This window comes from Galbibacter orientalis DSM 19592 (assembly GCF_000260115.1).
Taxonomy (GTDB): Bacteria; Bacteroidota; Bacteroidia; order Flavobacteriales; family Flavobacteriaceae; genus Galbibacter; species Galbibacter orientalis.
The window spans coordinates 2,886,294-2,912,453 of sequence record NZ_JH651379.1; the positions used below are offsets into that span (position 1 = coordinate 2,886,294).

Annotated in this window: 21 protein-coding genes; 10 read left to right on the forward strand and 11 right to left on the reverse strand. The window is 33.1% G+C overall.

The window, feature by feature from the left end:
• The first annotated feature begins 280 nt into the window (after window positions 1–280).
• Both JOOMADRAFT_RS12715 and JOOMADRAFT_RS12720 read left to right on the forward strand, forming a co-directional pair.
• Entirely contained in the window at window positions 281–1,237 is a 957-nt protein-coding gene (locus JOOMADRAFT_RS12715) for a helix-turn-helix transcriptional regulator (RefSeq protein WP_040880096.1), read from the forward strand.
• 406 nt (window positions 1,238–1,643) lie between these two features.
• On the forward strand, window positions 1,644–2,222 hold the full coding sequence (locus JOOMADRAFT_RS12720) for a YdeI/OmpD-associated family protein (RefSeq protein WP_008614002.1): 579 nt from the start codon (window positions 1,644–1,646) through the stop codon (window positions 2,220–2,222).
• An 84-nt stretch (window positions 2,223–2,306) separates the two neighbouring features.
• Here JOOMADRAFT_RS12720 and JOOMADRAFT_RS12725 read toward each other — a convergent pair whose 3' ends face one another.
• Window positions 2,307–2,870, reverse strand: coding sequence for a Crp/Fnr family transcriptional regulator (locus JOOMADRAFT_RS12725; RefSeq protein ID WP_008614005.1), 564 nt, complete (start codon window positions 2,868–2,870; stop codon window positions 2,307–2,309).
• 87 nt (window positions 2,871–2,957) lie between these two features.
• On the opposite strand from JOOMADRAFT_RS12725, the gene JOOMADRAFT_RS12730 reads away from it, so the two are divergent.
• Window positions 2,958–4,163, forward strand: a complete 1,206-nt coding sequence (locus tag JOOMADRAFT_RS12730) for an MFS transporter (protein ID WP_040879743.1) — start codon at window positions 2,958–2,960, stop codon at window positions 4,161–4,163.
• Window positions 4,164–4,205: 42 nt separating this feature from the next.
• Here JOOMADRAFT_RS12730 and JOOMADRAFT_RS12735 read toward each other — a convergent pair whose 3' ends face one another.
• Both JOOMADRAFT_RS12735 and JOOMADRAFT_RS12740 read right to left on the reverse strand, forming a co-directional pair.
• Window positions 4,206–5,450: a membrane protein gene (locus tag JOOMADRAFT_RS12735; protein WP_008614008.1), complete on the reverse strand. Its 1,245-nt coding sequence runs from the start codon at window positions 5,448–5,450 to the stop codon at window positions 4,206–4,208.
• Window positions 5,437–6,759, reverse strand: coding sequence for a DUF4270 family protein (locus JOOMADRAFT_RS12740; protein WP_008614009.1), 1,323 nt, complete (start codon window positions 6,757–6,759; stop codon window positions 5,437–5,439). Before JOOMADRAFT_RS12740 ends, JOOMADRAFT_RS12735 begins: the two co-directional genes overlap by 14 nt.
• Window positions 6,760–6,975: 216 nt before the next feature.
• Between JOOMADRAFT_RS12740 and JOOMADRAFT_RS12745 the strand changes: the two genes are divergently transcribed.
• The 4 genes from JOOMADRAFT_RS12745 to JOOMADRAFT_RS12760 all read left to right on the forward strand — a co-directional run bounded on the left by JOOMADRAFT_RS12745 (window position 6,976) and on the right by JOOMADRAFT_RS12760 (window position 10,174).
• Window positions 6,976–7,968, forward strand: a complete 993-nt coding sequence (locus JOOMADRAFT_RS12745) for a Kelch repeat-containing protein (protein ID WP_008614010.1) — start codon at window positions 6,976–6,978, stop codon at window positions 7,966–7,968.
• A gap of 88 nt (window positions 7,969–8,056) precedes the next feature.
• Entirely contained in the window at window positions 8,057–8,380 is a 324-nt protein-coding gene (locus tag JOOMADRAFT_RS12750; protein WP_040879744.1) for a DUF4907 domain-containing protein, read from the forward strand.
• Window positions 8,377–9,468 (forward strand): sensor histidine kinase, encoded by a 1,092-nt coding sequence (locus JOOMADRAFT_RS12755; RefSeq protein ID WP_008614015.1) that lies wholly within the window; start codon window positions 8,377–8,379, stop codon window positions 9,466–9,468. Before JOOMADRAFT_RS12750 ends, JOOMADRAFT_RS12755 begins: the two co-directional genes overlap by 4 nt.
• Entirely contained in the window at window positions 9,446–10,174 is a 729-nt protein-coding gene (locus tag JOOMADRAFT_RS12760; protein WP_008614016.1) for a LytR/AlgR family response regulator transcription factor, read from the forward strand. Before JOOMADRAFT_RS12755 ends, JOOMADRAFT_RS12760 begins: the two co-directional genes overlap by 23 nt.
• 493 nt (window positions 10,175–10,667) lie before the next feature.
• Here the strand turns inward: JOOMADRAFT_RS12760 and JOOMADRAFT_RS12765 are convergent, their stop codons facing one another.
• Complete coding sequence (locus tag JOOMADRAFT_RS12765) at window positions 10,668–11,936, reverse strand: alginate export family protein (protein ID WP_008614018.1); 1,269 nt, start codon at window positions 11,934–11,936, stop codon at window positions 10,668–10,670.
• Window positions 11,937–12,279: 343 nt separating this feature from the next.
• On the opposite strand from JOOMADRAFT_RS12765, the gene JOOMADRAFT_RS12770 reads away from it, so the two are divergent.
• From JOOMADRAFT_RS12770 to JOOMADRAFT_RS12780, 3 genes are read left to right on the forward strand one after another with little or no spacing between them, the layout of a single operon-like run.
• Entirely contained in the window at window positions 12,280–13,476 is a 1,197-nt protein-coding gene (locus tag JOOMADRAFT_RS12770) for a molybdopterin molybdotransferase MoeA (RefSeq protein WP_008614019.1), read from the forward strand.
• A 36-nt stretch (window positions 13,477–13,512) separates the two neighbouring features.
• Entirely contained in the window at window positions 13,513–13,950 is a 438-nt protein-coding gene (locus JOOMADRAFT_RS12775) for a molybdenum cofactor biosynthesis protein MoaE (RefSeq protein WP_040879745.1), read from the forward strand.
• Window positions 13,951–14,001: 51 nt separating this feature from the next.
• Window positions 14,002–14,889 carry a molybdenum cofactor synthesis domain-containing protein gene (locus tag JOOMADRAFT_RS12780; RefSeq protein WP_008614022.1) on the forward strand — a complete coding sequence of 296 codons (888 nt, stop codon included), beginning with the start codon at window positions 14,002–14,004 and terminating at the stop codon, window positions 14,887–14,889.
• Window positions 14,890–15,266: 377 nt separating this feature from the next.
• Here JOOMADRAFT_RS12780 and JOOMADRAFT_RS12785 read toward each other — a convergent pair whose 3' ends face one another.
• The 7 genes from JOOMADRAFT_RS12785 to nirD all read right to left on the reverse strand — a co-directional run bounded on the left by JOOMADRAFT_RS12785 (window position 15,267) and on the right by nirD (window position 26,101).
• A complete protein-coding gene (locus JOOMADRAFT_RS12785) occupies window positions 15,267–16,709 on the reverse strand; it encodes a rubredoxin domain-containing protein (RefSeq protein WP_008614023.1) in 1,443 nt (480 codons plus the stop codon).
• Window positions 16,710–16,875: 166 nt separating this feature from the next.
• On the reverse strand, window positions 16,876–20,397 hold the full coding sequence (locus JOOMADRAFT_RS12790; protein WP_008614024.1) for a nitrate reductase: 3,522 nt from the start codon (window positions 20,395–20,397) through the stop codon (window positions 16,876–16,878).
• 389 nt (window positions 20,398–20,786) lie between these two features.
• Window positions 20,787–22,208: an MFS transporter gene (locus JOOMADRAFT_RS12795; RefSeq protein ID WP_008614025.1), complete on the reverse strand. Its 1,422-nt coding sequence runs from the start codon at window positions 22,206–22,208 to the stop codon at window positions 20,787–20,789.
• A gap of 227 nt (window positions 22,209–22,435) precedes the next feature.
• Window positions 22,436–23,092, reverse strand: coding sequence for a response regulator transcription factor (locus tag JOOMADRAFT_RS12800; protein WP_008614026.1), 657 nt, complete (start codon window positions 23,090–23,092; stop codon window positions 22,436–22,438).
• A gap of 218 nt (window positions 23,093–23,310) precedes the next feature.
• Window positions 23,311–25,122, reverse strand: a complete 1,812-nt coding sequence (locus tag JOOMADRAFT_RS12805; RefSeq protein WP_008614027.1) for a sensor histidine kinase — start codon at window positions 25,120–25,122, stop codon at window positions 23,311–23,313.
• Window positions 25,123–25,127: 5 nt separating this feature from the next.
• Complete coding sequence (locus JOOMADRAFT_RS12810) at window positions 25,128–25,712, reverse strand: DUF4202 domain-containing protein (protein ID WP_008614028.1); 585 nt, start codon at window positions 25,710–25,712, stop codon at window positions 25,128–25,130.
• An 11-nt stretch (window positions 25,713–25,723) separates the two neighbouring features.
• Window positions 25,724–26,101 carry a nitrite reductase small subunit NirD gene (nirD, locus tag JOOMADRAFT_RS12815; RefSeq protein ID WP_008614029.1) on the reverse strand — a complete coding sequence of 126 codons (378 nt, stop codon included), beginning with the start codon at window positions 26,099–26,101 and terminating at the stop codon, window positions 25,724–25,726.
• Window positions 26,102–26,160: the final 59 nt, after the last annotated feature.

The window sequence follows — 26,160 nt, forward strand, 5'->3', positions numbered from 1 at the left end:
TAAAACGTAAAAATTTGGATTATTAACGTATGCGCATACGTCTGCCTACGTATAAAGATAGATAGTAAACGTATACAGGGATGTTTTTATAGTTTTAATATAAGTAACATTTAGGGTGTGTGTAAAAAAATAATACTGACAAAAGGCTGTCACAAGACTAGGTTAACTTTGTATAAAATCATTTAAAAAAATGGCATTATATATTGATGACGAAGTTTGGGCTTCTGGAGAATTTTATTTTTTCTGGAAGTCTTATCTTTGGAAGATATGCCAAAACATTATGAGCGATACTACCATAAAACGCTTTAACCGAATAGTTACTATTTTGACACAATTACAGTCGAAAAAAATAGTGAAAGCACAAGACTTAGCAGACCGCTTTGAAGTAAGTTTACGTACAATTTATAGAGATATTAGAACCCTTGAAGCTTCTGGAGTTCCTATTATTAGTGAAGCTGGAATTGGATATAGTATTATGGAGGGGTATAGACTTCCGCCAGTTATGTTTACTAAAGAAGAAGCGGGGAGCTTTGTTGCTGCGGAAAAGTTAATGCAACAGTTTACAGACGATTCTTTGGGGGCGTATTATAAAGCTGCTATGTACAAAATAAAATCGGTTTTAAGAGGTTATGAAAAGGATTGGATTGATGCTATAGAGTCTCAGATTACTATAAATTCGTCTCGAGAACTTTTTAATAAAGACATTCCAAATGCCTTAGAAATAATTTTTGAAAGCATAGCAGAGAAGCGCCAAATCTACCTTCAATACCAAGCACTTCATGCAGATACACATTCTGAGAGATTGATAGAACCTGTAGGGCTCTTTCATGAGCACAATTATTGGTATATGATGGCGTATTGCCATTTAAGAAAAGACTACCGCCAATTTCGAACCGATAGAATCCTACAAATAAAAAGAACGCAAACGCCATTTTTATTAGCTCATGGGGCATTAGATAATTATTTGAAAAAAGAAGATCCTGCAAATAAAACTAAGATTGTAATTTTAGTAGATAAGCAGGTTTCAAAATACATGAAAAGTAATACCAATTATTACGGACTTATTTCTGAGAAAGTAAAAGGGAAAGATGTAGAGATGACTTTTCTAACTGCCGATGTAAAAGATGGTTTTGCACGCTGGTTTTTAATGTTTTCCGATTATGCTACCATTCTAGAACCACAGTCGCTAAAACACAGAGTAAAAGAGATTATTACAGAAGCCGCTTCTAGGTTGTAGGAGGTATTGTTGTATTTGAGTAGTTATTTTTAACCCCTCATTGAGGGTCTAATCCCCCAGAGCCTGTTCTGAGTATATCGAAGTGTTCTACGTCGAAATGGATTAAAATATTTTTCCTTTGAATACCTCGTAGGCTTGCCTCGAGGTAGTTGATTGAAGTTTTTAAAATAAGACTCCTTGCTATTAATACAAATGAATAAAAAGATAATTTTAATAATTTTGTTTAGCTCTAATACGAATCCAAATGCGGGTGACTTTATTTTTTTCATTGTTTTTAACTAGCGTCTTTTGTTTCTTTAAAACACTTATTTTTTGACAGTTAAAATTTAGTCTTTGTTCTTTTTTCTAATAGCGAAGCATTCTTGTATTTTTACTCAGACATTAACGACTTTTAATTAATAAAATGATGAATCCTAAAGTTGATTTCTTTTTTGAAAAAGATACACAGTGGCAAGCCGCATACAAGAAATTGAGAACTATAGTATTGGATTGCGGACTAACAGAGGAGCTAAAATGGGGAGTTCCTTGCTATACATACAATGGAAGCAATGTAGTTTTAATACACGGGTTTAAAGAGTATTGTGCGCTCTTGTTCCATAAAGGGGTATTGTTAAACGATGGACATGCTATTTTAATTCAGCAAACAGAAAATGTACAGTCGGCTCGGCAAATTCGTTTTACAAGTCTGCAAGAAATAGTAGACTTAGAACGGATTATAAAAACCTATATTTTTGAAGCTGTAGAAGTAGAAAAAGCAGGGTTGAAAGTTGAATTAAAAAAGACTAAGGAGTATGAAGTTCCAGAAGAATTTCAGCAAAAGCTAAATGAAGATCCAGAATTAAAAACTGCTTTTGAAGCCTTAACTCCAGGGAGGCAACGCGGGTATTTATTATATTTTTCTCAAGCCAAGCAGTCTAAAACTCGGGGGGCAAGAGTAGAGAAATATATTCCAAAAATTATGGAAGGACTAGGATTGAACGATTAATTCCTAAATGCTTGAATTAAAACTGTTCAAGGACTCTTTGTGGACTTATTTAATGAGAGTTTTGAGATAGCAGCATTAACTAATTCAGGGTTTTATAGTACTCAAAACTCTATTTAAACTCCGAGGGGTAATTCCTAAGTAATTAGCAATATCTTGTTTTGATATTTCGTCTATAAGAGTAGGGAATTGATGGATTAATCGCAGTAAATTATCTTCTAACGTATGAGATTGATTGTAGGCATGTCTCACAGCCGTATAGGTGAGTTTTTTACTTAATGCTTTTAAAATATGCTTATTAAAAGTGATATCTTTTTCTAATAATTGGTTGAAATAAGAAGCTTCTATTTTATAGACTTCAACAGCGTTTATGGCTTCAATACAACAAAAACTAACCTCGCCATTAATGGCTTCTAATTCTCCGAAAATTTCTCCTTCGCCAAAAAACTCTTGGATAAAATCAACTCCATTATCTTCTGTTAAATAACATTTTGTAATACCAGATTTTATAATATATACCGAGAAAACTCTTTTCTTTTGGTCTACTATCTTTTTTCCTGAAGAAAAGGACTGAGCTATAATAGTATCTTCCGATTCTTTTAGGAGCTTTTCTGTTATATACTGAAGGAGGTCGGCGTTTTTTCGTATCATTTTATCACTTCGGACAAATGTCCTTTTTTGGTAGCATTACAATCTATTTCTTTGCAAATTAAAATTAAAAAAAGATATTCAATACGCATGGGCTTCTTAAAAAATATCGCGATAAAATATAATACACATCCTATTTATAATTTAAAATTTGCGATGGTATGTTCGAGTTCGTTATTGTTTTCTGCGAGTTACAATATGCTAATTCCCGAGCTTCCTGCGTATTTAAGTTCTTTAGGAGGCGCAAAATACATAGGACTTATTATAGCCTTGTTTACATTAACAGCAGGAATTTCTAGACCTTTTAGCGGACGCATAACCGATACGGTTGGACGTGTGCCAGTAATGGTTTTTGGAGCATTAGTATGTGTGCTTTGTGGAATGTTATATCCTGTTTTAAACACAGTTGTAGGTTTTTTGCTGCTGCGACTCTTACATGGGTTTTCTACAGGTTTTAAACCTACAGCAACCTCAGCTTATGTTGCAGATATTACACCTCAACGCTCTTGGGGAGAGGCTATTGGGATGCAAAGTTTGTTTTACAGTACAGGAATGGCTGTTGGTCCCGCAGTTGGAAGTTTTATTAAAATGAATTATTCCTATAATACATTGTTTTACCTTTCTTCTGCATGTGCTTTTCTTTCGATGTTAATTATTTTAAACATGAAAGAAACCTTAGAACCCAAGAAAAAATTTACATGGAAATTATTAAAAATAACACGAAGAGATATTATAGCTATTGAAGTTTTACCAGCGGCTTTGGTAACATTTTTATGCTATGTTTCTTATGGGGTAATGCTTACGCTTATTCCAGATTGGACTACAAATTTAGGAATAGCAAATAAAGGATTATTCTTCATTGTATTTACTATCTCATCTTTAATTATCCGATTTATCGGAGGGAAAGCTTCCGATAAGTATGGGCGTACGGTGGTAATTACATTAGGATTAATTGTATTGGCTATTGCAGTTATTGTTATTGGAATGGCAACCTCCTATGTTTTATTTATTGTAGGTGCTATTCTATATGGTATTGGAATGGGAGGCTTAACGCCGTCTTTGAATGCTTGGACTATAGATATGAGTAAAGCTGAAGCTAGAGGAAAGGCTATGGCAACTATGTACATAGCTTTAGAAGCAGGAATAGGTATTGGAGCGTTATTTTCTGGATGGTATTATCAAACAACAATTGAAAGAATCCCGAATGCATTTTATGCTTCATCAATAATTGCTATAATTGGACTTGTTTATATGCTTAGAAAAATTTCAGTAACTAAAAATAACATACATAAATAAAGAAAAAGCATGGAGAGAACTTTTCTCCATGCCATTCTAACGCTAATCAACTAAGCGTTTTACAAACCAAAAGTCGTGTAAGTTTAAATTGACAGTTATAAGATGATAATTTTCTTTTACCAATATATTCTTAACAAGTCCTTTGGTTCCATAACTGTAGGAAATATTTAGGGTTGAATTATTTCTGTTGCTAATAGGTAAACCTAAACCACCAGTAATGCTGTAATTACTTATTTTACTATTATTTATTTCTAAATATCCATCGTCGTAATTAAAACCTGCTCTGTAAGAAATCCGTTTAAAGTAACTTTTATTTCTAGCGCCATTGGTGTATTCTAATCCGATTCCGTATATATTTTGGTCGGTATATGTGCCAATATGGTCTGTTTGATTGGTATTGTCCCAAAAACTCTTCTTATAATCTCCATTAATAGTAAGCTGATTATTAAATAGGCGACTACTAAATCCAAGTCCGAATTGCATGGGAAGTTTAAAATCTGCGGCATCATCTTCCGCTTGGTCTTCAATAGTAATGCTATTATATTCTAAAGTTTTATAAGTAGAACGTTTTAGGTTTCCGTTTAAAGTAGTGGGAAGCTTTATGGTACTACCAATTGTAAGGTTTTTTAAAACGTCAATTTGTGTGCCAAAGCCTAATTGAACCCCAGAGTAAGCAGTTTCTTCTTCTAAAGAAAAAGAAGCACTACTAATACTAAAGTCTTCATTTTCCTGAATATTCCCGAACAATACAGAGGCGCTCATTCCTAAACTAATACGTGGAATAAGGGAATACCCAAAATTCCCAGTAAATTCATTTAAGCCTCCATTTCCAGAAATATTACTCTCAAAAGTTTCTGTAGAACCTTCAATATTGGTTTCTAAACCAATTAAAGAATAACCTACTTGACTATATGGAATAAGGGTTAATCCCATCCCCATTTTACTATTTATAGGAAAAGCTATCGCAATATTAGAAAAATTAAAACTACTGTTATTCTCAGAATTATTTTTATTAGCATAGGTGTTCATTTCTGCTTTTCCTCCAACATCAAATAGAAAGCTATTTTGAGGTATAACCGAATAGGAGGCGGGGTTTAAATTATTGATATAGCCATTAGACTTCATGGCAATTCCAGTAAACCCCATCCCATTTACTTTTCCAATACTACTTTGATTAATTACACCAAGCCCGTATAAGGAATAGGGGGAACTTGTTAAGCTTTCCGATTGTGCAGCTGCAGTAAGGGATAAAAAAGAGAGTATGAGTACGAGGTTAATCTTCATCATAAACAGTATATATTAAGTTTAATTCAATTTTGTAACTAGTATTGGTATTTCCATAAATTACCATTCTATCAACACTAGACTGGTAATTATTTGGAAGTAAAGCAAAGGCTTGGATATCGTCGGTCTGACTGTTTAAAAGTTCTTCAACATAGGTTCCAAAGGGAAGCGCATAATAAATATTATTAAACTCTTGATCTGTTTTATTTAGAATAGCTTGTACAGCGCTACCGTCGCTATAGGTTAGTTGCTGTGTAATGTTATTATTGTTGTCTATTGCATATACATTTAGCGTATCTCTAAGGGAGAGATTATCGTTATACGACTGTAATACTGGATTTATTTTTAACGTAGCATCAAGAATAGTTCCTGTTCCTTCAATATCAAAAAGAGATTTTATGGTAGGAAATTTAACTGTAGTAGCAACTCCAATTCCAGATTGAATAAAAGATTTATTTTCTGAAAGATTACTAGAAAGTCCTTCTTCTTGATTAGTTAGTTGTTGGAGATATTCGTTAGAATTTTCTGTTGAAATCTGATTAAAAAATGAAACATAATCTGTTCCTTTATTTATAGGGATATCAATATAACTCTGAGAGGTGTATGTATCTTCTTCTACTGAATAATAGAGCCTCATATAGCAAGAGGTGGTTTCAGTAGAAAAACCAATTACTGCCCCATCGTCATTAATTCCAGGTTGTAATGTAATTCCTCTAAAATAATTTTTAAACTCATCGGTATTTGTAATCAGTTTTGTTTGTAGTTTGTCAAATATCTCTTTGCCTAGATCGTCATTGATTTTTATTTCTAAAGTATCAGCTTCCATTGGACGTGGGCTGTAGGTAAGCATTCCGATATCTTCTAAATCATATTCAATTTTACTAGTGTTATAAAAGGCATCTTCTTTAGGTTTTATAGCTTCACTAGCTCTTTTTATATGAATTTCGTTGTAAGAAATGGTGTCGTTATAATAATAATTATCGTAATGTAAGTACAAATTAATACTGTCGTAAGTAGCTTCACTATCTATAGTATAGCTATTGGGAAGCATTTCAAAAAAACTAGCTGTTTTTACATTCCCAAATTCGGGGTCGGTATATTTTCCTACTAAAATTCGGTTGCTATTGGAGGTAATAAGACTGTCAAATTTTATGGTAGCGGTTTCAATAGTAAGCGTATCAATTTCAATAACCCTAATCTGACTATTGGCAAAAGAGTTTCCCGCATTAAAGTCTGGGTCATAACTACTGTCGTCTGTGCAGGAACACAGAAAAAATAAAGTTAGAATAGAAATGTAAATAGGTGTTCGCATATGTTTTTTTGGTAAATGTAACGGAGCTATGAGTCATGAAAAATCTTAATATATTATTCAGGGAATTTTGTATATCAACACTGTTAAGAAGCCGATTAATATTTTAAAAAGCACTGATAGATAAATTCATCCTATTGGTATATTAAAATTGAGGGTTTATATATTCAATTTTTTTAGACTTTATCACTGCTTTAGTTTTACCTGAAAATTAAATCTATGAAGCGTTTATACAGTTTAAAATTATTAGTACTATTAGCAGTAACCAGCACAACATTTACAGCTTGTTCGTCTGATGATGACGACGAAGAATTAGGGAATTGGATAGACCGTTCCATTTTTGATGGTACTCCAAGAAGTGGATCGTCTGCCTTTACAATAGATAATATTGGATATATGGGCGTTGGTTATGACGGAGATGATTATCTAAATGATTTCTGGGCTTATGATATGGATGGAAATTACTGGTCGCAGAAAGCAGACTTTCCTGGGGTAGCAAGAAGTGCTGGGGTAGGATTTCAAATAGACGGAAAAGGATATATAGGTTCTGGTTATGATGGACTAGACGAATTAGGAGATTTCTATCAATACAATCCAACTACAAATACATGGAATGCTATTGCAGATTTTCCAGGAACACACAGACGTAGCGCTACAGCTTTTAGTGTAGATGGATACGGATATTTTGGAACAGGTTTCGATGGAGATAACGACCGTAAAGATTTTTGGAAATACGATCCTTCAACCGATACTTGGGTAGAGCTTGAAGGGTATGGAGGAAATAAAAAGAGAGCTGCTACAGCTTTTGTTATTGATGGAATTGTATACCTAGGAACCGGAGTTTCTAACGGGGTATATACAGACGACTTTTGGAAGTTTAATCCAGCTACAAATGAGTGGACAAAATTATTAGATTTAGATGAAGAAGATAGTTACTCCGTTGTTAGAAGTAATGCCGTAAGTTTTACAATGAATGGTTATGGGTATGTAGTAAGCGGAGAACAAAATGGGGCAGTTGCAAGTGCTTGGCAATACAATCCTCTAACAGATGTTTGGGAAGAAATGACAAGTTTTGAAGGTTCTTCTAGATTGGATGCTATTGGATTTTCAAATGGTACAAGAAGTTTTGTTGGATTAGGAAGAACGGGAAGTCTTTATTTAGACGATTTAGATGAGTTTTTTCCTGATATGGAATACGACGATGAAGATTAAAGTGAGAAAATTTCTTACTTGTTTGTTGAGTAGATTAAGAGGTGCGCTGGATCCGCACCTCTTAAAATAAATTTAAGAATTCTTTTAGATGAGGTTAAATAAAACAAAAAGCTACTTGCTTATTATCAGTTCTTTAGTATTATTATCCGCGTTTTGGATTTTTAAGAAGGACGAATTACTCTCCGCAAAGGTTATAAAAGTTAACAACGGATATGGTTATGAAGTATTATATAAAGAGAATGTTATAATAAAGCAAGAGTATATCCCAGCAATTAGTTATAGAAAAGTCTTTGTAAGTGAAGCAGATGCATGGAAGGTTGCTACGTTAGTAAAATATAAATTGAAACAGAGAGAAAAGCCAATTATAGCAATAAAAGACTTAGATAGTTTAGATGTTAATATAAATAAATGAAAGCTCCGAAGAAATTAGTTAATGAAGTTTTACTACACTTTTTAGTGTGGCTTTGTTGGTTTGGTGTTATGTTATTTCAGTCGTATAGCAGAACAGGTACTATAGATTTCACCTCCAATTTATCGCCTAGATTTTTCATTAATATTGTACTTTTTTACTTTAACTATTACTATTTAGTGCCCAAGCTTTTATTGAAAAAAAAAATACTTCCATATTTATTTATTTCCCTAGCAATTATAGTGGTAGTAAACTATATTATGGAGTTAACATTACCTCCTGATTTATTATTTCATCGGGAGGAAATTAAAGGATTGCCTCGACCTGAAGATTTTGCAAGAAGATTTCCTAGAGACGATTGGTTTAAATTTAAAATGTTTATTGGCCCTGCAATAGGTGGCGCATTTTATTTTGTTGTGGGAACAATTATACGAGTATATATTGAATGGAATAAAAATGAACGTATTCGGGAAAAGACAGAAAATGAGAAGATTAATTCTGAACTTCAGTTTTTAAAAACGCAATTAAATCCTCACTTTTTGTTTAATTCTTTAAATGCAGTATATACGTTATCTATTAAAAAATCTCCAGATACTCCGGAGGCCATTATAAGTCTTTCAGAATTAATGCGCTACATGATTTATGAGGCAAATAAGGAGGTGGTTTACTTGGAAAAAGAGCTGGAATACATTAAAAGTTATATTCAACTTCAAAGATTGAGATTGCCTAATGCAGAAGATGTTTATTTTAATATTTATGGCGATGATAAAGGGAAAACAATCAAACCTTTACTATTCATTTCATTTATTGAAAATGCGTTTAAATACGGAACTGATTATACGGGAAATACATGGGTTAAAATAAATATTTCTATTCAGGAGGATAAGGTTCACTTGTTTGTAAAAAATAAAATAGGAATTATACAAAAATCCCCTGAAAGTTCGGGAATTGGATTGAAAAATATTCAGAATAGACTCAAATTATTATATCCTGAAACGCATAAACTAGACATAGAAAACGACGGGAATTACTATACCATAAATTTAACGATACTAAATATTCAAAGTGATGAGGTGTATAATAATAGATGATGAGCCATTGGCAATAGATTTAATAAAAGAATATTGTAGCAAATTAGACTTTATTGATGTAGTAGGCATTTTTACTAATGCCTTAGACGCTATTGTTACCATTAAAGAGAAAAAAGTAGACTTGATATTTTCGGATATTGAAATGCCACAAATTAATGGAATCGATTTTATTAATTCTCTAGACAATAAGCCGCTGTTTATTTTTACCACTGCCTATTCACAATATGCTGTTGAAGGTTTTGAACTTAATGCAGTAGATTATTTAGTAAAACCTATTCCATACCACAGGTTTATAAAAGCTGTTTCGAGAGCAAAAGAAATTATTTCAAACAAAAATTCTACTATGATTACAAATGTATTTTCTTCCGCAGGAGAAAAAAAATTAGAAAACGATTATATTTTCATTAAAGCCGATTACGAAAATGTGAAAGTTAATTTAGAAGAAATAAAATATATTCAAGGCCTGAAAGATTATTTAAAAGTTCATGTTGATGGGACTAATAAACCTATTCTAACCTTGATGAGTTTTAAGGAGCTCTTATCAAAACTTCCAGAAAAGAATTTTGTACGTATTCATAGATCGTTTGTAATTAATGTACCTTTTGTGAAAACGATTCAGAAAAATAAAGTAGTTATTGATGATATACGGATTCCAATAGGAGAAAGCTATAAAGAGGAATTCTATAACCGATTAGGAATTAAATAATAGCTAAAAATGGATAGAAAGAAATTTTTAAAGTGAGGAGTACTAGGTCTTAGAACTCTTACTTTTCTTCTGGGAAGTTTATCTGCTTGCAGTGACTAATGCTGAAAGAATTTTGAATTAGTGATCTGAACTAATTTTTGAGTATTTTGACTTATTAAAATATCTAAACAAAATATTAATCAAATTAAGAAGCTTTTTAAGCAATACAAGGTCAAAACGTTTTTCGCTTCTGCCTCAGCGACTCGTAACGATTTTAAAGACGATTCTGATATTACTTTATTGTAGATTTTGAAGAAACGGACTCTTTTAAATACACGAACTTATATTTTCAACTTAAAGAGAATTTAGAAAAATTATTTCAGCGACAAATTGATTTAATCGAAGAAAGAAATCCAAAGAATAATGGTAAAGCACTAGCCGCAATAACCTATAAGCAAACGGGCGGAAATCGCTAAACGAAATGATAGTACTTTTTATACAACCCCTCTTTAGTTTAATTACCTACCGAGTGGGTAAATAACTTAGGATTAATTACCAGCATTGCCCAAGCCCAATTATTTGTATTGTCGTTTGGTCTACCTTCTTTTATTAAACTCATACTTTCCGAAGCAAACATATGAGAATATCCTACTTTTAAAGTAGCAAATTTCATAAGTTTATGAGTATATTGTAAATCTATTTCGGTACCCAAATAAGAATCTGCATTATTAGCAAGGTCTCCATTAGCTCCAAAGTAATGTACCGAGGTTAATAGGTTTGATTTTTCTCCTGTTTTAAAAACTACTTTACCATAAACATCATTTAAACCTGCGCTATTGGTATAATTTCCCACATAGAAATAATCCATAAATCCGTTAAAAGCATGGTTGGTTCCATATAAAGGGAAAAAGGAATTATTATCTGCTCCTCCTTGGTCGGAGCCACTTAATAATTCAAATCCTAATGCGAATAAAGTATTTTGTGGTTTGTAGCTTCCTTCCAACATAAATTCATAAGCATTTAAATCAACATTTAAAGGATATGCTTTTCCAAATTGATAGTAAAAGCTCCCCGACATATTTATAACGGAAATTGGAAATGTAAAATATGTACCTGCTGTTTGTGTGTAATAAACACCGTCGGCTTCATCATTGATATCAAATTTTTGAAATCCTGTATTTAAAAATAAAAAACTTGCAGAAGCGTTTTCTAAAGTCTTTTTAGCATATAAATACTGCATAGTTTTGTAAGTAAAAAAGCCAGGGACATTGTATGCTGTACCTTCGTTTTGCTGACTTGTTTGGCTAAATGCAAAGCCTGCATCTGCCATAAAAGATTCGTTATGGTATCTTATCAATGCAGCATCATGAAAACGACCTTGCATTGCCCAATCAAGTCCTCCAAAAATACGCTCATTATCGTAAGCAATACTTTGGCGCCCTACTTTAGTCGACCAATTTTTATTTATATTCAATTCAGCCCAAGCCTGAAATAAAGAGAAAGAATCATTACCATCAATAGGCAATATTTGTCTGGTATCTCCCCATGTGCTAACATCCTGCACACTAATCATAACAGCTAACAACTCAGATTTATAATCAATATTTAATCTCGATCGTTGGGCAACAAATGCAGCAGGGTCTGCATCATCGGGAAATAACGAACTATAACCATGTCGGTATTCAAAACGCGGACGAATATCGGCGGATACTTCTACTGTTTGACTTAAAATTAGATTAGAAAAGCAGAGCAAAACAATTAAGGTTGTAGTAATTTTTTTCATACGATTAGATTTAATTTTTCAGTGTTTTAATCCCTCATAGAGGGCTAGTTCCCCGACGCTCTGCGTCGAAATGAATTAAATTTGTTTCCTTTGAATACCTTGTGGGCTTGCCCCGAGGTAGTTACTTAATTAAGCAAAGAGTCATACTTTGTAAAAACCTATGTTCTATTCAATTTATTTTGTTAAAACGATTATACTTCGGCTAAGTTTAGCACAGGTTTTGGTTATAATAAATCCTCTTATGAGGGTTTCAAAAAATGAATCTTAATCAAATCTACGTATTTAAACTTAATTATTAAGTATAAATACGTAATTATTTTATAGTTGATTAAAAATATTCATTATGTTTGTTACAGTTAAAGATAAAGAAATGATTTCTGTAAAGGAAGCTCTTGCGTTAATTCAAAATAATTCTATTTCGTTAGGAGTAGAGGAGGTAAGTGTATCAGAAGCATTAGACTCATATTTATCGGAGGCTGTGTTTTCCCCAATTAATTTACCTCCTTTTCGGCAATCGGCAATGGATGGTTTTGCAGTTCGATCTCATCAGGGAGGATTTTATACAATTAAAGAGGAAATTCAGGCTGGAGATTCAAAAGATATTAAATTGGAAGTAGGAGAAGGAGCTCGGATTTTTACAGGTGCACAAGTTCCAGATGACGCAGATAATGTTATTATGAAAGAGCATGTTTTGGAAAAAGAAGAGCAAATCTTTCTTCAGAAAAAAACAGAAAAAAATAATATTAGAATCCCTGGAGAATTAATAAAAAAGGGTGCGTTAGCATTGCCAAAAGGGACTTTATTAAACAGTGCAGCATTGGCTTTTTTAATTGGTTTAGGAATTGCTAAAGTAAAAATTAATAAAAAACCTAGTGTTGCAATTTTAATAACAGGAAATGAATTAGAATCTGCCGGTGAGAGTTTAACACGAGGGAAAATTTATGACAGTAATTCCATAATGTTAAAAATGCTATTAAAAAAAGCTGGAATAGAAAAAATTGCCTGTTATAACGTAAAAGATACCGAAGAGGATTCTGTTGAGGTGGTAAAGAAAGCAATAGAAAATTATGATCTGCTAATTGCATCTGGAGGTATTTCTGTGGGAGATTACGACTTAATGCGAAATGCTTTTCAAACAAATGGTGTATGTGAGAAGTTTTATAAAATTAATCAGCGTCCAGGAAAACCTATTTATTTTGGAAAGAAAGAAAATACATTGGTATTTGGATTACCAGGAAATCCAGCCGCTTGTTTTATAAATTATCAAGTATATGTACTGCCTGCAATTCAATTAGCTCTTGGTAACGAATCTATTCTATTATTAAAAAAGGCAACCTTAGAAGAGGAATTATTAAACCCTACCAATAAGAGTTTGTTTTTGAGAGCTGAAGTAAGAGGGGGTTCAGTGAAAATAAGCGAGAATCAGAATTCTGCAATGCTTCAAAGTTTGGTAGCTGCAAATGCCTTAGTATATATTCCAGAAACTATAAAAAAAATAGAAAAGGGAGAAGAAGTTCATTATCTAGAGATTCTTCAGTAACTTTATAATCCGAATAGATTTTTACACGATTTTAAGATGAAGAAAAAGAAAAATGTATTTATGGAAGGGGCTATTTTGCCAGACTTTATAGCTAATTCTATTGCAAAACACCAGTCAAAACATTCTATTGGAGCTCATAATATTTTTTTGGGACAAGTGCGTGCAGATGTAATTGAAGGTAAAAAAGTAAGCGCTATTGAATATACAACATACGAAAGTATGGCCGACGAAAAGTTATATGAAATTAGAGAGAAAGCCTTTGCAAAATTTAATTTAACATGTATGCATATTTATCATAGTCTAGGAAAAGTAAATGCTGGAGAAATTTGTCTTTTTGTTTTTGTTTCTTCAGAACGTAGAAAAGAGGTTTATGAAGCAACAGAAGCTATAGTTAATATGATAAAAGAGGAAGTTCCCATTTTTGGCAAAGAAATTTTTGAAGATGAAACTCATCAATGGAAAGTGAATAGTTAGTATTCTAAACATAAAATTAAATACACTTACCAAATACCCAAACTTTAGTAAATGAAAGATATTTCCAACGAAATAAAAACAGCTTGTGTTTCTGTAGCAGAAATTAATATAGAGTTGCACGAAGAGTTGATTCCGTTATATACTAAAGAAGTTTTTGCTTCTATAAAAGGAGGGGTGCAACTGGCTGTAAAGAATGCATTTTCAATACTTCCAGAGGTTTATCCAACTATAATAGATGCAATAGAAGTGTTAGATACTTTAGAAGGAACTTGTTTAAAGTTTACAGTAACAGTTAAGGCAATCCATAAAGATAATTTAGATTCGGAGGCTATGTTAGGTGCTTCTGTTGCTGCTATTATTCTTTCAAAAATGCTAGAAACGACTCATGCAGGAGTTGCCATTGGGGCGGTTAAAATTTTAAAAAGTAAGAGTGCATTACAAGGTTTTAAAAGGATGTTTCCTTCTAATTTAAAGGCGGCAGTAATTGTTTGTTCTGATACTATTTCTGAAGGAAAGAAAGAGGATAAAGCAGGGAAAGCTATAATAGAGAAGTTAAAAGAATCTTCTGTAAAAGTGTCTCATTATGAAGTGATTCCAGATGAAAAAGATAGTATTGCTGAAAAAGCTTTGGAGCTTTCTAAAACCAATAATTTATTAATTTATACTGGAGGAACTGGTCTGTCATTTAGGGATGTCACTCCAGAGGCGTTAGCACCACTTCTAGAGCGAAATATTCCTGGAATTGAAGAAGCTATTCGTAGTTATGGACAAGAGCGAATGCCTTTTGCAATGCTCTCAAGAAGCGTGGCTGGAACTATTGGAAATTGTTTAGTTTTAGCTTTGCCAGGCTCTACCAATGGAGCCCGAGAGTCTATGGATGCTATTTTTCCTCATGTATTGCATGTATTTAAAATTCTAAGAGGGCAATCGCATGATTAGTTGAGAGTCGGGGAGTTGGAAGAAGTAAAAAAGTTAAAGGAAACAAGAATTAAAGAATCAAGAACAAAGATTTGTACATGTCTCTTGTCTTGATTGATAGTTGAAGAAGTTGGAAGTCCGAAGTCCGAAGTAAAAAAGTTAATGAGTTAAAGAGAAAAAGAATAAAGATTTTATGTTGTTTCTCTTGTCTCTTGTCTTTTGTCTTTTGCCTCTTGCCTCTTGCCTCTTGCCTCTTTGTCTCTTTGTCTCTTGCCTCTTTGTCTCCTGTCTTGACTGATAGTAGGTTGTTGTTAGTTGAACTATAAAAGACAAAGATATTAACTAACAACAATTAACTATTAACTATTAACGAATAACAATTTTTTTGCTTCAAGCCATTAACTAATTTCTTTAATCAAATTCAATTTATTAAGAGAAGATTTTGGTGCTTCACATAACGAGCAGCAATAGGCTTCGGGAAGTTCTTCAAAGGGAGTATTTGTAGGAATATCTTGCGTAGAATCTCCATATATTGGGTCGTAAATAGTAAGACATTCGCTACATTGGTAGACTTCGGTTTCTATTTCTTTCTTAGCTTCAGTTTCTTTCTTAGGGGTTTCTTTTTCATCGCCTAAAGTTTCAAAATACATTTTACTCAGTTCCATTAACAATCCTGGTAACTCAACCTTATCTATATCTTGGACATGTGTAATGTACTCTAGCGTATTTGGATCGAAGTTTTTGGCGTATAATAAGTTATAAGTATTTCTAATTTTAAAACTGCCTAACGCTTCTGGTTGTTTATTTTTTTCAATAACAATAGCTGTAAAGTAATATGCTTTTTTATTGTAATCTGTAATTCCAAAAGTAAGACCATAGGTACTTATGTCGTTTTGGTCGAAATTAGCAACCAAGAATTTTTTTAATTTTACGGCTTCTTTATTTGCTACAGGGAGATGCCAATTAAGTTCAAGCATTGAATGGCGAACGTTAATTCCTCGTTTTCCTAGAAATTTTTCCCACTTTAACTTAAATTCTGTTTGAATTCCCTTAATAATAAACGATTTCCATGGCGTAATGCAGATCTTTCCAATTTTGCACTCAGCGCATAAATCGCACATAGCTTTTAAAAAATCTAGATCGTATTTATTGTTTCTCCAATAAAGCCCTAACCAATATTTATCGGAACCCATTCTATTCATTCCTTCATAATAAGGGAAAGGATGAAATGGTACATCCAATGGAGTGTCTACAGTTCTATTATTTGTATCGATGGCATCGTTCACCAATTCAAAAACCATAGTAATTTCTTCTGGTTCTTCTTGTAATAATTCTTCAATAGCAAGTGATACTTTTGAAATATCCCAACTGTAAATAAGCGCTGGGTACATTACTGTTTTTTCCCAATGCGGCAATCTTACGTACAAGTACCAATAATCTTCGTGAGGAGAAGCTATAAAATTTAGATGTCCCGTAAAGAGAGGAACAAGTCGTTGTTTGGGGTCGGTAATATTTATTTTTAGTAAAGGATGATGTCTAAATTGCTCTAAAATATACAGGTAACGATCGCCCGTTAACCAAGAACTTTTTGGAAAAATATCAGCAGAAACGTAGGAACTCATAATGTTTTCTGTTCCTTTTTCATTTGGAGCAATCCATTCTAAGCTATTAAAATTTGAAATGTTTTCTTTAGCTATTTCTTTTGAAAAAAGAATATCTTGTCGAGAGCCAAAAGATATTGTTTTTAAGCCAGAATTCTCTGCCGCTTCTGCAATCGATTTTAATTCTCCAGGAGATAAAACGCCTCCTTTTATAATTAATCTATTTAATTCCTTCTTCATCCCATTCTATTTTACTCGATAATCGAGGTTCTATTATTTAAAAAGCTCGTTTTCAGATGTTCTATTAGTTCTTCTTTTAATGTCTCGTTAACTTATTCAGAAGTAGTTTATTCGATAATCAAGGTTTTACTATTTAAAAAACTTTATTAGTTTTATCAGAAATGTCTTAAGCTAAAACACTATTACTTTTTAATAATTCTCGAACTTCTGTTTTACAACTTCCACAGCCTAAACCAGCCCCAGTTTGCTTACATAATTCAGTAAAATCATTACATCCGCTGTTAATAGCCTCTTCAATATTTCCAGCACCTACTTGACTACAAGAGCAAACGAGTTTTCCTAAAACGGGCTTGGTGTTTGTAGCACCTCGTAAAAGGGTGTTTCTTTTGTCGGAGAGTTCCATTTTCCCTTCAATCATTTCTTTAAACTCAGCAAACTCATCTTTATCGCCCATTAAAATAGCACCCACTAAAAGATCGTCTTTTACAATACATTTTTTGTAATAGCGTTTACTAACATCCATAAAAATGATCTCTTCATAACTAGAGTCGTTTTCAGGAACATTTATTTCTCCAATACTACAGAGATTTAAATCGTTGAATTTTAAAATATTCATTAAAACAGAACCTTTGTAACCGCTACTTATATCCCCAGCAATAAAGTTTGAGAGGATATTTGCTTGCTCTTCTGCTGCTGAAGTAATTCCAAACAATTCATTGTTAAATTGAGCAATTTCTCCAATAGCAAAAATGGAAGCATCAGAGCTTTGCAGATGTTGATTTATTTTGATGCCTCTACCACAGTCAATCCCTGCTTGTTTTGCTATTTCTATGTTTGGCCGTGTTCCAATAGCATATACAATAGCATGGGCGTTAAAGCTTTTTCCACTTTTTAAGGTGATGGATAAATTTCCTGTTTCATCATCGTCAAAAACAGTACTTACTTCATTATCAAAATAGATTTGAACTCCTCTTTCTTGCACATCTAGCGCAAGTAATTTACTTGAAGTTTTATCCAATTGGCGCTCCATTAATCTAGAAGAGCGTTGTACAATGGTAATTTTTACACCTTGATGTTTTAAAGCAGCAGCTAATTCAAGTCCTAAAAGTCCGCCACCAACAATTACTACATGCTGGTCCTGACTAGGAAGTGCGGTATTTTCTAGATGTTTTTTAAATTCATCAGCATCAGTTTTACTTCGCATTGTAAACCTTCCAGGAAGCTCTAATTGTACATCATTAGGAACAAAAGCACGACTCCCAGTGGCTAAAATAAGCTTGTCATAAAAATGTTTATTTCCGTGACTGTCGATAATAAATTTATTGTCTTTATCTATAGAAATTATTGAAGTACTCCCGTGTAAGGCAATTTTAAGCTTTCCAAGTTCCTTTTCTTTTACCTTCTGAAGTTGCTCCCATGAAAGTTCTTCAGTAATATATTCCGGTAATAAAACCCTGTTATAAAAAGGATGTGGTTCTTGTGAGAAAACAAGAATTTCGTCATGGATATTATGCTCTCTATAATTTTGTACAAATCTGAAAGCAGCAGCACCAGCACCTACTACTATTATTTTTTCAGTTTCTTTTTTATATTTTGAAACGGCAACAGCTGTAAATTTAAAATCAGGTTCTTTAGACTGTGGGTCAATAATATTATTTGTAAGATTATTAGCCCTATTTAGATCGCTTTTTAAGACTTTTCCCCAGTGCATCGGAATAAAAATAACACCTTCTCGTACAGAATCTGTTATTTTTGCTCGTAATCTAACTACTCCATTTTTACTTTTTATTTCTGTAATATCTCCGTTTTTAACTCCATAAACATATGCATCTACAGAATTAATTTCTAAAACAGGAGCAGGGTAGTGCGTATGTAAGCGAGCTACTTTGCCTGTTTTTGTCATGGTATGCCATTGATCTCTAACCCTTCCAGTAGTTAAGATTAATGGAAATTCACTACTCGGTTGTATGGATGCATTTTCAACGCTATAAGGAATATTAAAAATAGCTTTTTGAGAAGGAGTATAAAATTTTTTATCTTCAAAAAGGCGTGTAGTTCCTTGATGTCTATACTCAGGAACAGGCCATTGCATGGTACCTTCATTTTTGAGTCGGTCGTAATCTAAAAAAGAAATATCAATATTTGTGCCTTTAGTCATAGCACAATATTCTCGATATATTTCTTCGGTAGCATTATAATTAAACCCTCTGAACCCCATTTTATTGGCAAAATCACACAGAATTTCAACATCTGGTCGTGCTTCTCCAGGAGCGTTTATAGCTTTTGGAAGGTAGGAGATACGGCGCTCCGAATTAGTCATGGTACCTTCTTTTTCCAACCATCCTGCTGCAGGGAGTAGGAGATCTGCCATTTTTGTAGTATCAGATTTGTGAGAAATATCTTGAACCACTACAAACTTTGCATTTTTAAGAGCTTTTTCAACCCTTCTAACATTTGGCATACTTATAAGCGGATTGGTACAGACAATCCAAATAGCTTTAAGTTTTCCTTTTTCTAGCGCTTCAAACATTTCTGTAGCAGTGTAGCCAGGTTTCCCCGAGATACTATTTACTCCCCAAAATTGAGCAACTTCTTTGCGGTGCTCTTCATTAAACAGGTTTTTATGAACCGCCAATAAATTTGCCATTCCGCCAACTTCTCGTCCTCCCATGGCATTTGGTTGTCCAGTAAGTGAAAAAGGACCAGCACCTGGTTTTCCTATTTGTCCTGTTATGAGCGATAAATTGAGTAATGAAAAATTCTTATCTGTCCCAACCACACTTTGATTTAGTCCCATAGCCCACATGCTTATAAAGCCTTTGGCGAGACCAATCATATCGGCTGCTCTTTTTATATCATTTTCTGAAACTCCACAGATTTTGGCTGCTTTTTTAATTGAAGTTTCTAAAATTTGTTCTTTATATTTCTGAAAATCCTCAGTGTGCTCTTTAATAAAATTATAATCAATAAGACCACGTTCTAACAGACGCCTACCTATAGCATTATGAAGCACAACGTCCGTTCCAGGAATAAGTTGCAAATGTAAATCGGCAAAGTTTGCTGAATCCGTTTTTCTAGGATCTATAACTATAATTTTAACATTCGGATTTTCCTCTTTGTGTTTTTCAATTCTTCGGAAGAGAATAGGATGACACCAAGCTGGATTAGCCCCAGAAATAAGGAAGCAATCCGCTAATTCAATATCTTCATAAGCAATAGGGACAGAGTCTTCTCCAAATGTTTTTTTATAACCTACAACAGCCGAACTCATGCATAAACGAGAATTGGTATCAATATTATTAGTGCCTAAAAAGCCTTTTGTAAGTTTATTAGCAATGTAATATTCTTCTGTTAAACATTGTCCAGAAACATAAAAACCAACACTATCTGGACCGTGTTTTTTTATAATCGATTTAAAAACTGAAGCTGCTCGTTCCATTGCATCATCCCAAGAAACACGCTCTCTAGGATGCGATTTACTCCATCTCATTTCGGGATACAGAATCCTATCAGAAGTATCATTCGCAACATAATGGAGGTTCATTCCTTTAGAACATAACATTCCTTTGTTAACTGGGTGGTCTTTGTCGCCTTCCACATAAACTTTGTTTTGAGCGTCTTTTTTAACAACAATTCCACAGCCAACACCACAATACGAACAGGTAGTTTTTACTTCTTCTTTCAACATGAATGTTTGTTTTTTTAGCTAAAATAACTTCGCATTTTGTGCTTAATTATAATAGCTTGAATTCAATTTCCGATATTTTTTTCTGATATAAAATAGGTTCAAGCAATTATTACGGATGTAGTAATTTAGTGGCGTTTAGATTTTTATATTCAGAATTTAACCCCATAAAGTTTATCCATTTACTTACTCAGAGAGACTTTAATGCTACGGCGCTGGCGTAGATTTTTCTTGTTGCTTCTTACAACAAATGCATCTCGGTTTTGTTTTGAACCTCTCATTGAGGGTTTATTCCCTAGAGCCTGTTCTGAGTATTTCGAAGTGTTCTACGTCGAAATGGATTAAATTATTTTTCTTTGAATACCTCGTAGGTTTGCCCCGAGGTAGTTGATTTAATTGACAGTTGCAAACTCTCTAGATGTTTGATGTAATTCCTTTTGGGCAATTTTTTCATCTTGAGCGGAAAATCTAATTGCCAGCGCACAAATTCCAGTAGCTACAACTAACATTCCAATCATTAAATAACCACTAGATACTGCAGAAGCTGCTGCTTCTGATTGAGCTGCTTTTATAACAGCCTCTCCCATGCCTTGATGATCTTCAATTGCAATTTTTTCTGCAATAGCCGATTTAGATTTTAAGAGAATAGCCGCTAAAAAAGCTCCTACATTTCCTCCAGCTCCTACAATTCCAGAAATAGAACCAATAGCTTTTTTATTTATAAATGGAACTACCGAAAATGTTGCTCCTTCTGCCATTTGTACAGACAAGCTAAAGGCAACTAAGAATACGATTCCTGCAATCAAGCTCGTCATGGTAGAAAATACGGTCAGCATAACGCCTTCTATAGCTAATATGGCTACCAAAAAGAGTACGCGACCACGTAAGCCTTTTGTTTTTCCAAATTTATCTCCAAAGAATCCGCCAAGAGTTCTAGCAAAAATATTCATCAAAGCAAATGATAAAACAATGTTACCTGCTGTAATTCTTTCTAATTGAAAGGTGTTTTGTAAATAGTCGTCCATAGTACCATACACTGTAAGTTCAATACCAAAACACGCGGCATATACAATAAATAAAATCCAAACTCTATAATCTTTAATGGCTTCAAGAAACCCTACTTCGTCTTTTTTTCCATTCGGTATTTTCTTACCTTTCTCTTTAAGCGCTTTTATATTTCCTTCAGGAGTATCTTGAGTGAAAAAGAAGTATACAATTCCCATCAAAAAACAGATGGTTCCAGCAATAATCATAGCATACCTCCAGGCGTCGGTTTCTGCTACTCCAAAACTTATTACTGCCGCCGCAATTAAAGGCATTCCTAATCGGTTTGCACCACCACCAAGATTTCCCCATCCTGCAGAAGTTGCATTTGCAGTTCCTACAATATTGGAAGCAAACATTAAAGAGGTGTGTACTTGAGTAATTACAAAAGAAGCTCCTATAAAACCTATTAAAAACCTACAAATTAAAAATTGCATAGGAGTTTGACCTAAACCACTTAATATTACTGGAATAGACCCAATTATTAATAACCATGTATAGCATAAACGTGGGCCGTATTTATCGCACAACTTTCCAATAAGTAAGCGTGCAAATACAGTTCCTGTTACCGCTAATATCACTGCATTCCATTTTTGGTCTGGAGTTAATCCTAATTCTTTTACCACATCGGGCATAAAGGGAACAATACCAAACCATGCGAAGAAACACATGAAAAAGGCTATTGATGAGATCCAAAATGTTCTAATTGGAATGCTCTTTAAATTTGTTAAATTTAACTTGGTTGCTTTGGTTGTTACTGTTGTCTTCATAATACTTAAATTTTCTTTTATAAAATTAAGTATTAATACGTAATAATTAAAATAATAAGTAAGTATTTGAGCGGAATTATGAAATATTGAATTTTAAAGGAATTAAATAAAAACTATTTAATTCCTTGGTTTTAAATTGAATAATATTTAAAAAATCAAGAAAGATGTAGATGAAGGTTTTGTTGTAAATACGTAGTTTTTAAGTTGAATTCCTTATGAGGGAGGGGTTAAAGTAGGTTATAAGTATTTGCTTTGTTAGCAAGCTCCATCTGATTTTTCACTTCTAATTTTTTCATCAAGTTAAAGCGGTGTACTTCTGCTGTCCGTTTACTAATTTTTAATTCTTCGGCAATTTCTTTGTTACTTAATCCTTTAAGTACGTGTTTCAGAATTTGTTTTTCTCTTTTGGTAAGATTAAAGTCGTTTTCAACAGAAGTATCAGTAACTTTTTTAGGTTTTCCATCAACAAAATTATTGATGATTATAGAAGAAACATCACCAGAAAAATATTTCCCACCTTCCGCAACGGTATGTAAAGCTTTTAAGAATTCTTCTTTACTAGAACCTTTTAATAAATAACCGTCTGCTCCAGATTGTATGGATTGTACTACGTATTCTTCAGAATCGTGCATAGAAAGTACCAAGGCTTTTACTTCGGGGTTTGATTTTTTGAGTCGTTTTACAACTTCTATACCATTCATTTCTGGCATTCTAATATCTACAACTAATAAATCAGGTTTATTTTTCGCAATAATTTCCAATGCTTCTTTGCCATTAGAAGCTTCATCAATTACATGTATTGATTTATCGTCTTCCAATAAAGATTTGATTCCATCTCTTACAAGAACATGGTCGTCTGCAAGAATAATATTAATATGTTCCATAGTTGCGTTAGTCGTATTCTAAGTACGAAAATACGGAAAAATACTTAACCTACTAAGTAATGCTTTTATTGAGCTCATAAATTTTAGCCACAGATTCACGGATATAAATTTTCCCTTTTCCTGTAGGGGTTCATGGTAGGATTAAAAAAATAATATAGATGTATTTGTAAATTGGTGGCTAGTAAATTTTTTCGTCAATTATAACAAATCCCTTATTTCTAAATAGGCACATTCATGGTTACTCGTGTTCCTTCTCCAGGGTTAGAGCTCATAAATAATCGTCCGTTGATGTAGTTAATACGCTCTTTCATAAAGGTGAGCCCCATACCACCCTCGCCATTTTCTCTTGGTTTTAATTTATTAGTATCAAACCCTCTACCGTTATCATCAATAGTAATGCTAAGTAACTCTTTACTATGAGAAATTGTAATAATTATATGAGTAGATTCGGCATATTTAATGGCATTATTAACAGCCTCCTGCGTAATTCTGTATATGTTAATTTCTGTAAGAGAATCCAACCGATCGTTAAACTCAGTTTTATTAAACAATACAATATTCTTGCCCGTAAACTTTGCTAATTCTTGAGAGAGCTTTGTAAGTGCTGGAACTATACCATGGTCGGTTAATTCTGGTGGTGTTAAATTAAAAGTAGCTGTTCTAACTCCTTTAATAATATTAGTTGTTAGCTCCTTTAAATGCTCAATTTTTTCAGCGGTTCTCTCTGTGTTTTTAACGTCAATACTTTCAATATTAAATTTTAATCCAGTTAGCATTTGTCCAATTCCGTCATGGATATCTTTGGCAATCCGATTTTGTTCTTGTTCTTGGTTTTCAATTATTTTTGCTGAAAGTGTTTTTTGTTGATCAATTTTAGCTTCGAAACGCTCTTTAGTGAGACGTTCTATTTGAAGCTGCGCTTTTTTACGTTCCGTAATATCAAAGCAAATAAGCAATAATTCATCTTTTTGTTCGCCAGAATGATAAGGAATAATAGACATTTCTAACCAAATAGCTTCACCATTGGCTAGAGTTCCTTTTATTTCTCCCTGCCAGCCCGTATTTTGATGGTTTGCAAGGAGGGTTTCGATATATTCTTGTTCTTTTTTATCCGTAGAAATTACTTCAGAAAACTTTGTTGTATTGCTAAAACTTCTATAATTAAACCGACTGGAAAATTTATTTCCTAGATGAATTAAATAGCCGTCTAAGGAGATACGAGCAAATAATAATGTTTGCTCCATAACTAAACTTAATGCTTTTAATTGATTTACAGATTTTTCTTTTGCCTGACTAAGGGCATCTGCATTAAAAGCCATTTCTTTTGCTTTTTCTTCGGAAACTAATAGGTTTTTAATTGTTTGTTTTGTTCGTTTTGCTGCTGGCCAAAAGATGAATAAAAACTCGGCTAATAAAATGGCGAGGGTTACAATAAGTAAAATGAATTCTAACTTCTGAAGTTTTTCTACTTTTAGTGTTGCCTCTTTATCATATTGATTTACAATACGATCCATAATAGTTAAAAACTGTTGTTCTTGAATTCTTAAATTAGCGGTTTCTTGCTGAATTTGCTTTTTAAAAATTGAAGCATTAATACTTGACTCCTGAAGTATGTTTTTTACAGAAGTTTGGATTTTTGTAAAAGAAGGTTGTAGCTCCTTAAACATAAGTTGTATAGCTTCAGAATTATTACCTTCTATTTGTAAACTATCATTCCCATTTTGTAAAGACTGGTGAGAGGATTCCCACAATTGGAGCGTACTTTTGATATTGTCTAAAACCTCTCCTTTATTAGTAGTAAGGTTTGCATTTGTGTATAATAATACTTCTTTGGTAAGTTTCTGACTTAACATTCGCTGCCTTCCAGCAATGTTAATAATTTTAGCATCATCTTGTTGGTCCCTTAAATATTTACGTACTAAAATCTGACTTAGAATAACAGACACCGCAATAGCACTTAAGGCTATAATGTACAGTTTTCTAAGTTTGTTAAAAGTATTTTGGTCTAAGGAAGTGACCTTTGTGCTCATAGTTTTTAAGCTAATGCTTGTTTAATAAGCGATAAACTCTTGTTGTTCAAGGGGAGTTTTAGAGCTGCTTTATGACCTTTATCCGACATTTTTCCCCATGTTTTTTGTAGAATGTCAATTATCTTTTCATCGGAATGTTTGTCGGCAAAATCTTCAAAATAATACTGAAGAAAGACTAAACATACTACATCTTCTAAAGTTTGAGTTTCTTCATCTTTTTTAAGTAATTTCTTCTTAATTAAAAAAGAAACTCTTTCAGAAAAACTGTCATCGTATCCAACTTCATTTAAAATATCAGCAGTAATTTCAGCATGCATTTTTTTGAGTTCTTCTCTCCATTTTAAATACCCAATTCGGTCCATAGGGTAAGAGTTCCTGTTTATTTTCCAACGCTCTATATGTTGAGCTCTGGCAGCAATTTGTAATTCTTCACTAGCATTAGGCTCAAAAGAAAGCAAGGTTTCTGTCATACGTTGTGAGTACAACAATTCTTTTGGGTATTCTTTTCCTTGATAGGTTTCTGTATTCGGATCTTGAGCGTTTGCACGATCTATTTTTTCAATGGCTTCTTTAAAATTGGGCTGGCTCATATATTGTTTTCTTAATCTGTGAAGCCAATATACACATTTTCATTTTCAATTTTAACAGGATAGGTAGCAATTTTATAATCTTCCCCGTTTAAATTTTCTCCATTTTCTAAGGAAAATGTTTTTTTGTGTAGCGGACAAGCAATTTTTGGAATCCCACTTAAATCGCCCACCATACCTCGAGAAAGTACCATTTCCATTTTATGAGGACATAAATTCTGACAGGCATACCAAGCCGATTTTCGGGTGAAATTGTATACCGCAATTTGCTTTGTTTTGTATTTAACACAAGCGCCTCCATTTTCTGGGAAATCGTTAATATTTCCAGCGTTGAACCAATGCATAACTTTATTTTGTGTAACCGATTGATATTGTTGAAGTAGTTGTTCCATAATTTAAAAATTGTAAGATTAGTATTAATCCCTCATAGAGGGTTTTATTCTCCAGAGCC

Bases quoted from the DNA above. Each gene is read 5' to 3' on its own strand.
- JOOMADRAFT_RS12800 (WP_008614026.1), bottom strand. From the start codon at position 23,092: ATGGAACATATTAATATTATTCTTGCAGACGACCATGTTCTTGTAAGA.
- JOOMADRAFT_RS12775 (WP_040879745.1), top strand. From the start codon at position 13,513: ATGAAGAAAAAGAAAAATGTATTTATGGAAGGGGCTATTTTGCCAGAC.
- JOOMADRAFT_RS12730 (WP_040879743.1), top strand. From the start codon at position 2,958: ATGGGCTTCTTAAAAAATATCGCGATAAAATATAATACACATCCTATT.
- nirD (WP_008614029.1), bottom strand. From the start codon at position 26,101: ATGGAACAACTACTTCAACAATATCAATCGGTTACACAAAATAAAGTT.
- JOOMADRAFT_RS12765 (WP_008614018.1), bottom strand. From the start codon at position 11,936: ATGAAAAAAATTACTACAACCTTAATTGTTTTGCTCTGCTTTTCTAAT.
- JOOMADRAFT_RS12740 (WP_008614009.1), bottom strand. From the start codon at position 6,759: ATGCGAACACCTATTTACATTTCTATTCTAACTTTATTTTTTCTGTGT.
- JOOMADRAFT_RS12785 (WP_008614023.1), bottom strand. From the start codon at position 16,709: ATGAAGAAGGAATTAAATAGATTAATTATAAAAGGAGGCGTTTTATCT.
- JOOMADRAFT_RS12770 (WP_008614019.1), top strand. From the start codon at position 12,280: ATGTTTGTTACAGTTAAAGATAAAGAAATGATTTCTGTAAAGGAAGCT.
- JOOMADRAFT_RS12790 (WP_008614024.1), bottom strand. From the start codon at position 20,397: ATGTTGAAAGAAGAAGTAAAAACTACCTGTTCGTATTGTGGTGTTGGC.
- JOOMADRAFT_RS12805 (WP_008614027.1), bottom strand. From the start codon at position 25,122: ATGAGCACAAAGGTCACTTCCTTAGACCAAAATACTTTTAACAAACTT.
- JOOMADRAFT_RS12755 (WP_008614015.1), top strand. From the start codon at position 8,377: ATGAAAGCTCCGAAGAAATTAGTTAATGAAGTTTTACTACACTTTTTA.
- JOOMADRAFT_RS12720 (WP_008614002.1), top strand. From the start codon at position 1,644: ATGAATCCTAAAGTTGATTTCTTTTTTGAAAAAGATACACAGTGGCAA.
- JOOMADRAFT_RS12715 (WP_040880096.1), top strand. From the start codon at position 281: ATGAGCGATACTACCATAAAACGCTTTAACCGAATAGTTACTATTTTG.
- JOOMADRAFT_RS12725 (WP_008614005.1), bottom strand. From the start codon at position 2,870: ATGATACGAAAAAACGCCGACCTCCTTCAGTATATAACAGAAAAGCTC.
- JOOMADRAFT_RS12760 (WP_008614016.1), top strand. From the start codon at position 9,446: ATGAGGTGTATAATAATAGATGATGAGCCATTGGCAATAGATTTAATA.
- JOOMADRAFT_RS12810 (WP_008614028.1), bottom strand. From the start codon at position 25,712: ATGAGCCAGCCCAATTTTAAAGAAGCCATTGAAAAAATAGATCGTGCA.
- JOOMADRAFT_RS12745 (WP_008614010.1), top strand. From the start codon at position 6,976: ATGAAGCGTTTATACAGTTTAAAATTATTAGTACTATTAGCAGTAACC.
- JOOMADRAFT_RS12780 (WP_008614022.1), top strand. From the start codon at position 14,002: ATGAAAGATATTTCCAACGAAATAAAAACAGCTTGTGTTTCTGTAGCA.
- JOOMADRAFT_RS12795 (WP_008614025.1), bottom strand. From the start codon at position 22,208: ATGAAGACAACAGTAACAACCAAAGCAACCAAGTTAAATTTAACAAAT.
- JOOMADRAFT_RS12735 (WP_008614008.1), bottom strand. From the start codon at position 5,450: ATGATGAAGATTAACCTCGTACTCATACTCTCTTTTTTATCCCTTACT.
- JOOMADRAFT_RS12750 (WP_040879744.1), top strand. From the start codon at position 8,057: ATGAGGTTAAATAAAACAAAAAGCTACTTGCTTATTATCAGTTCTTTA.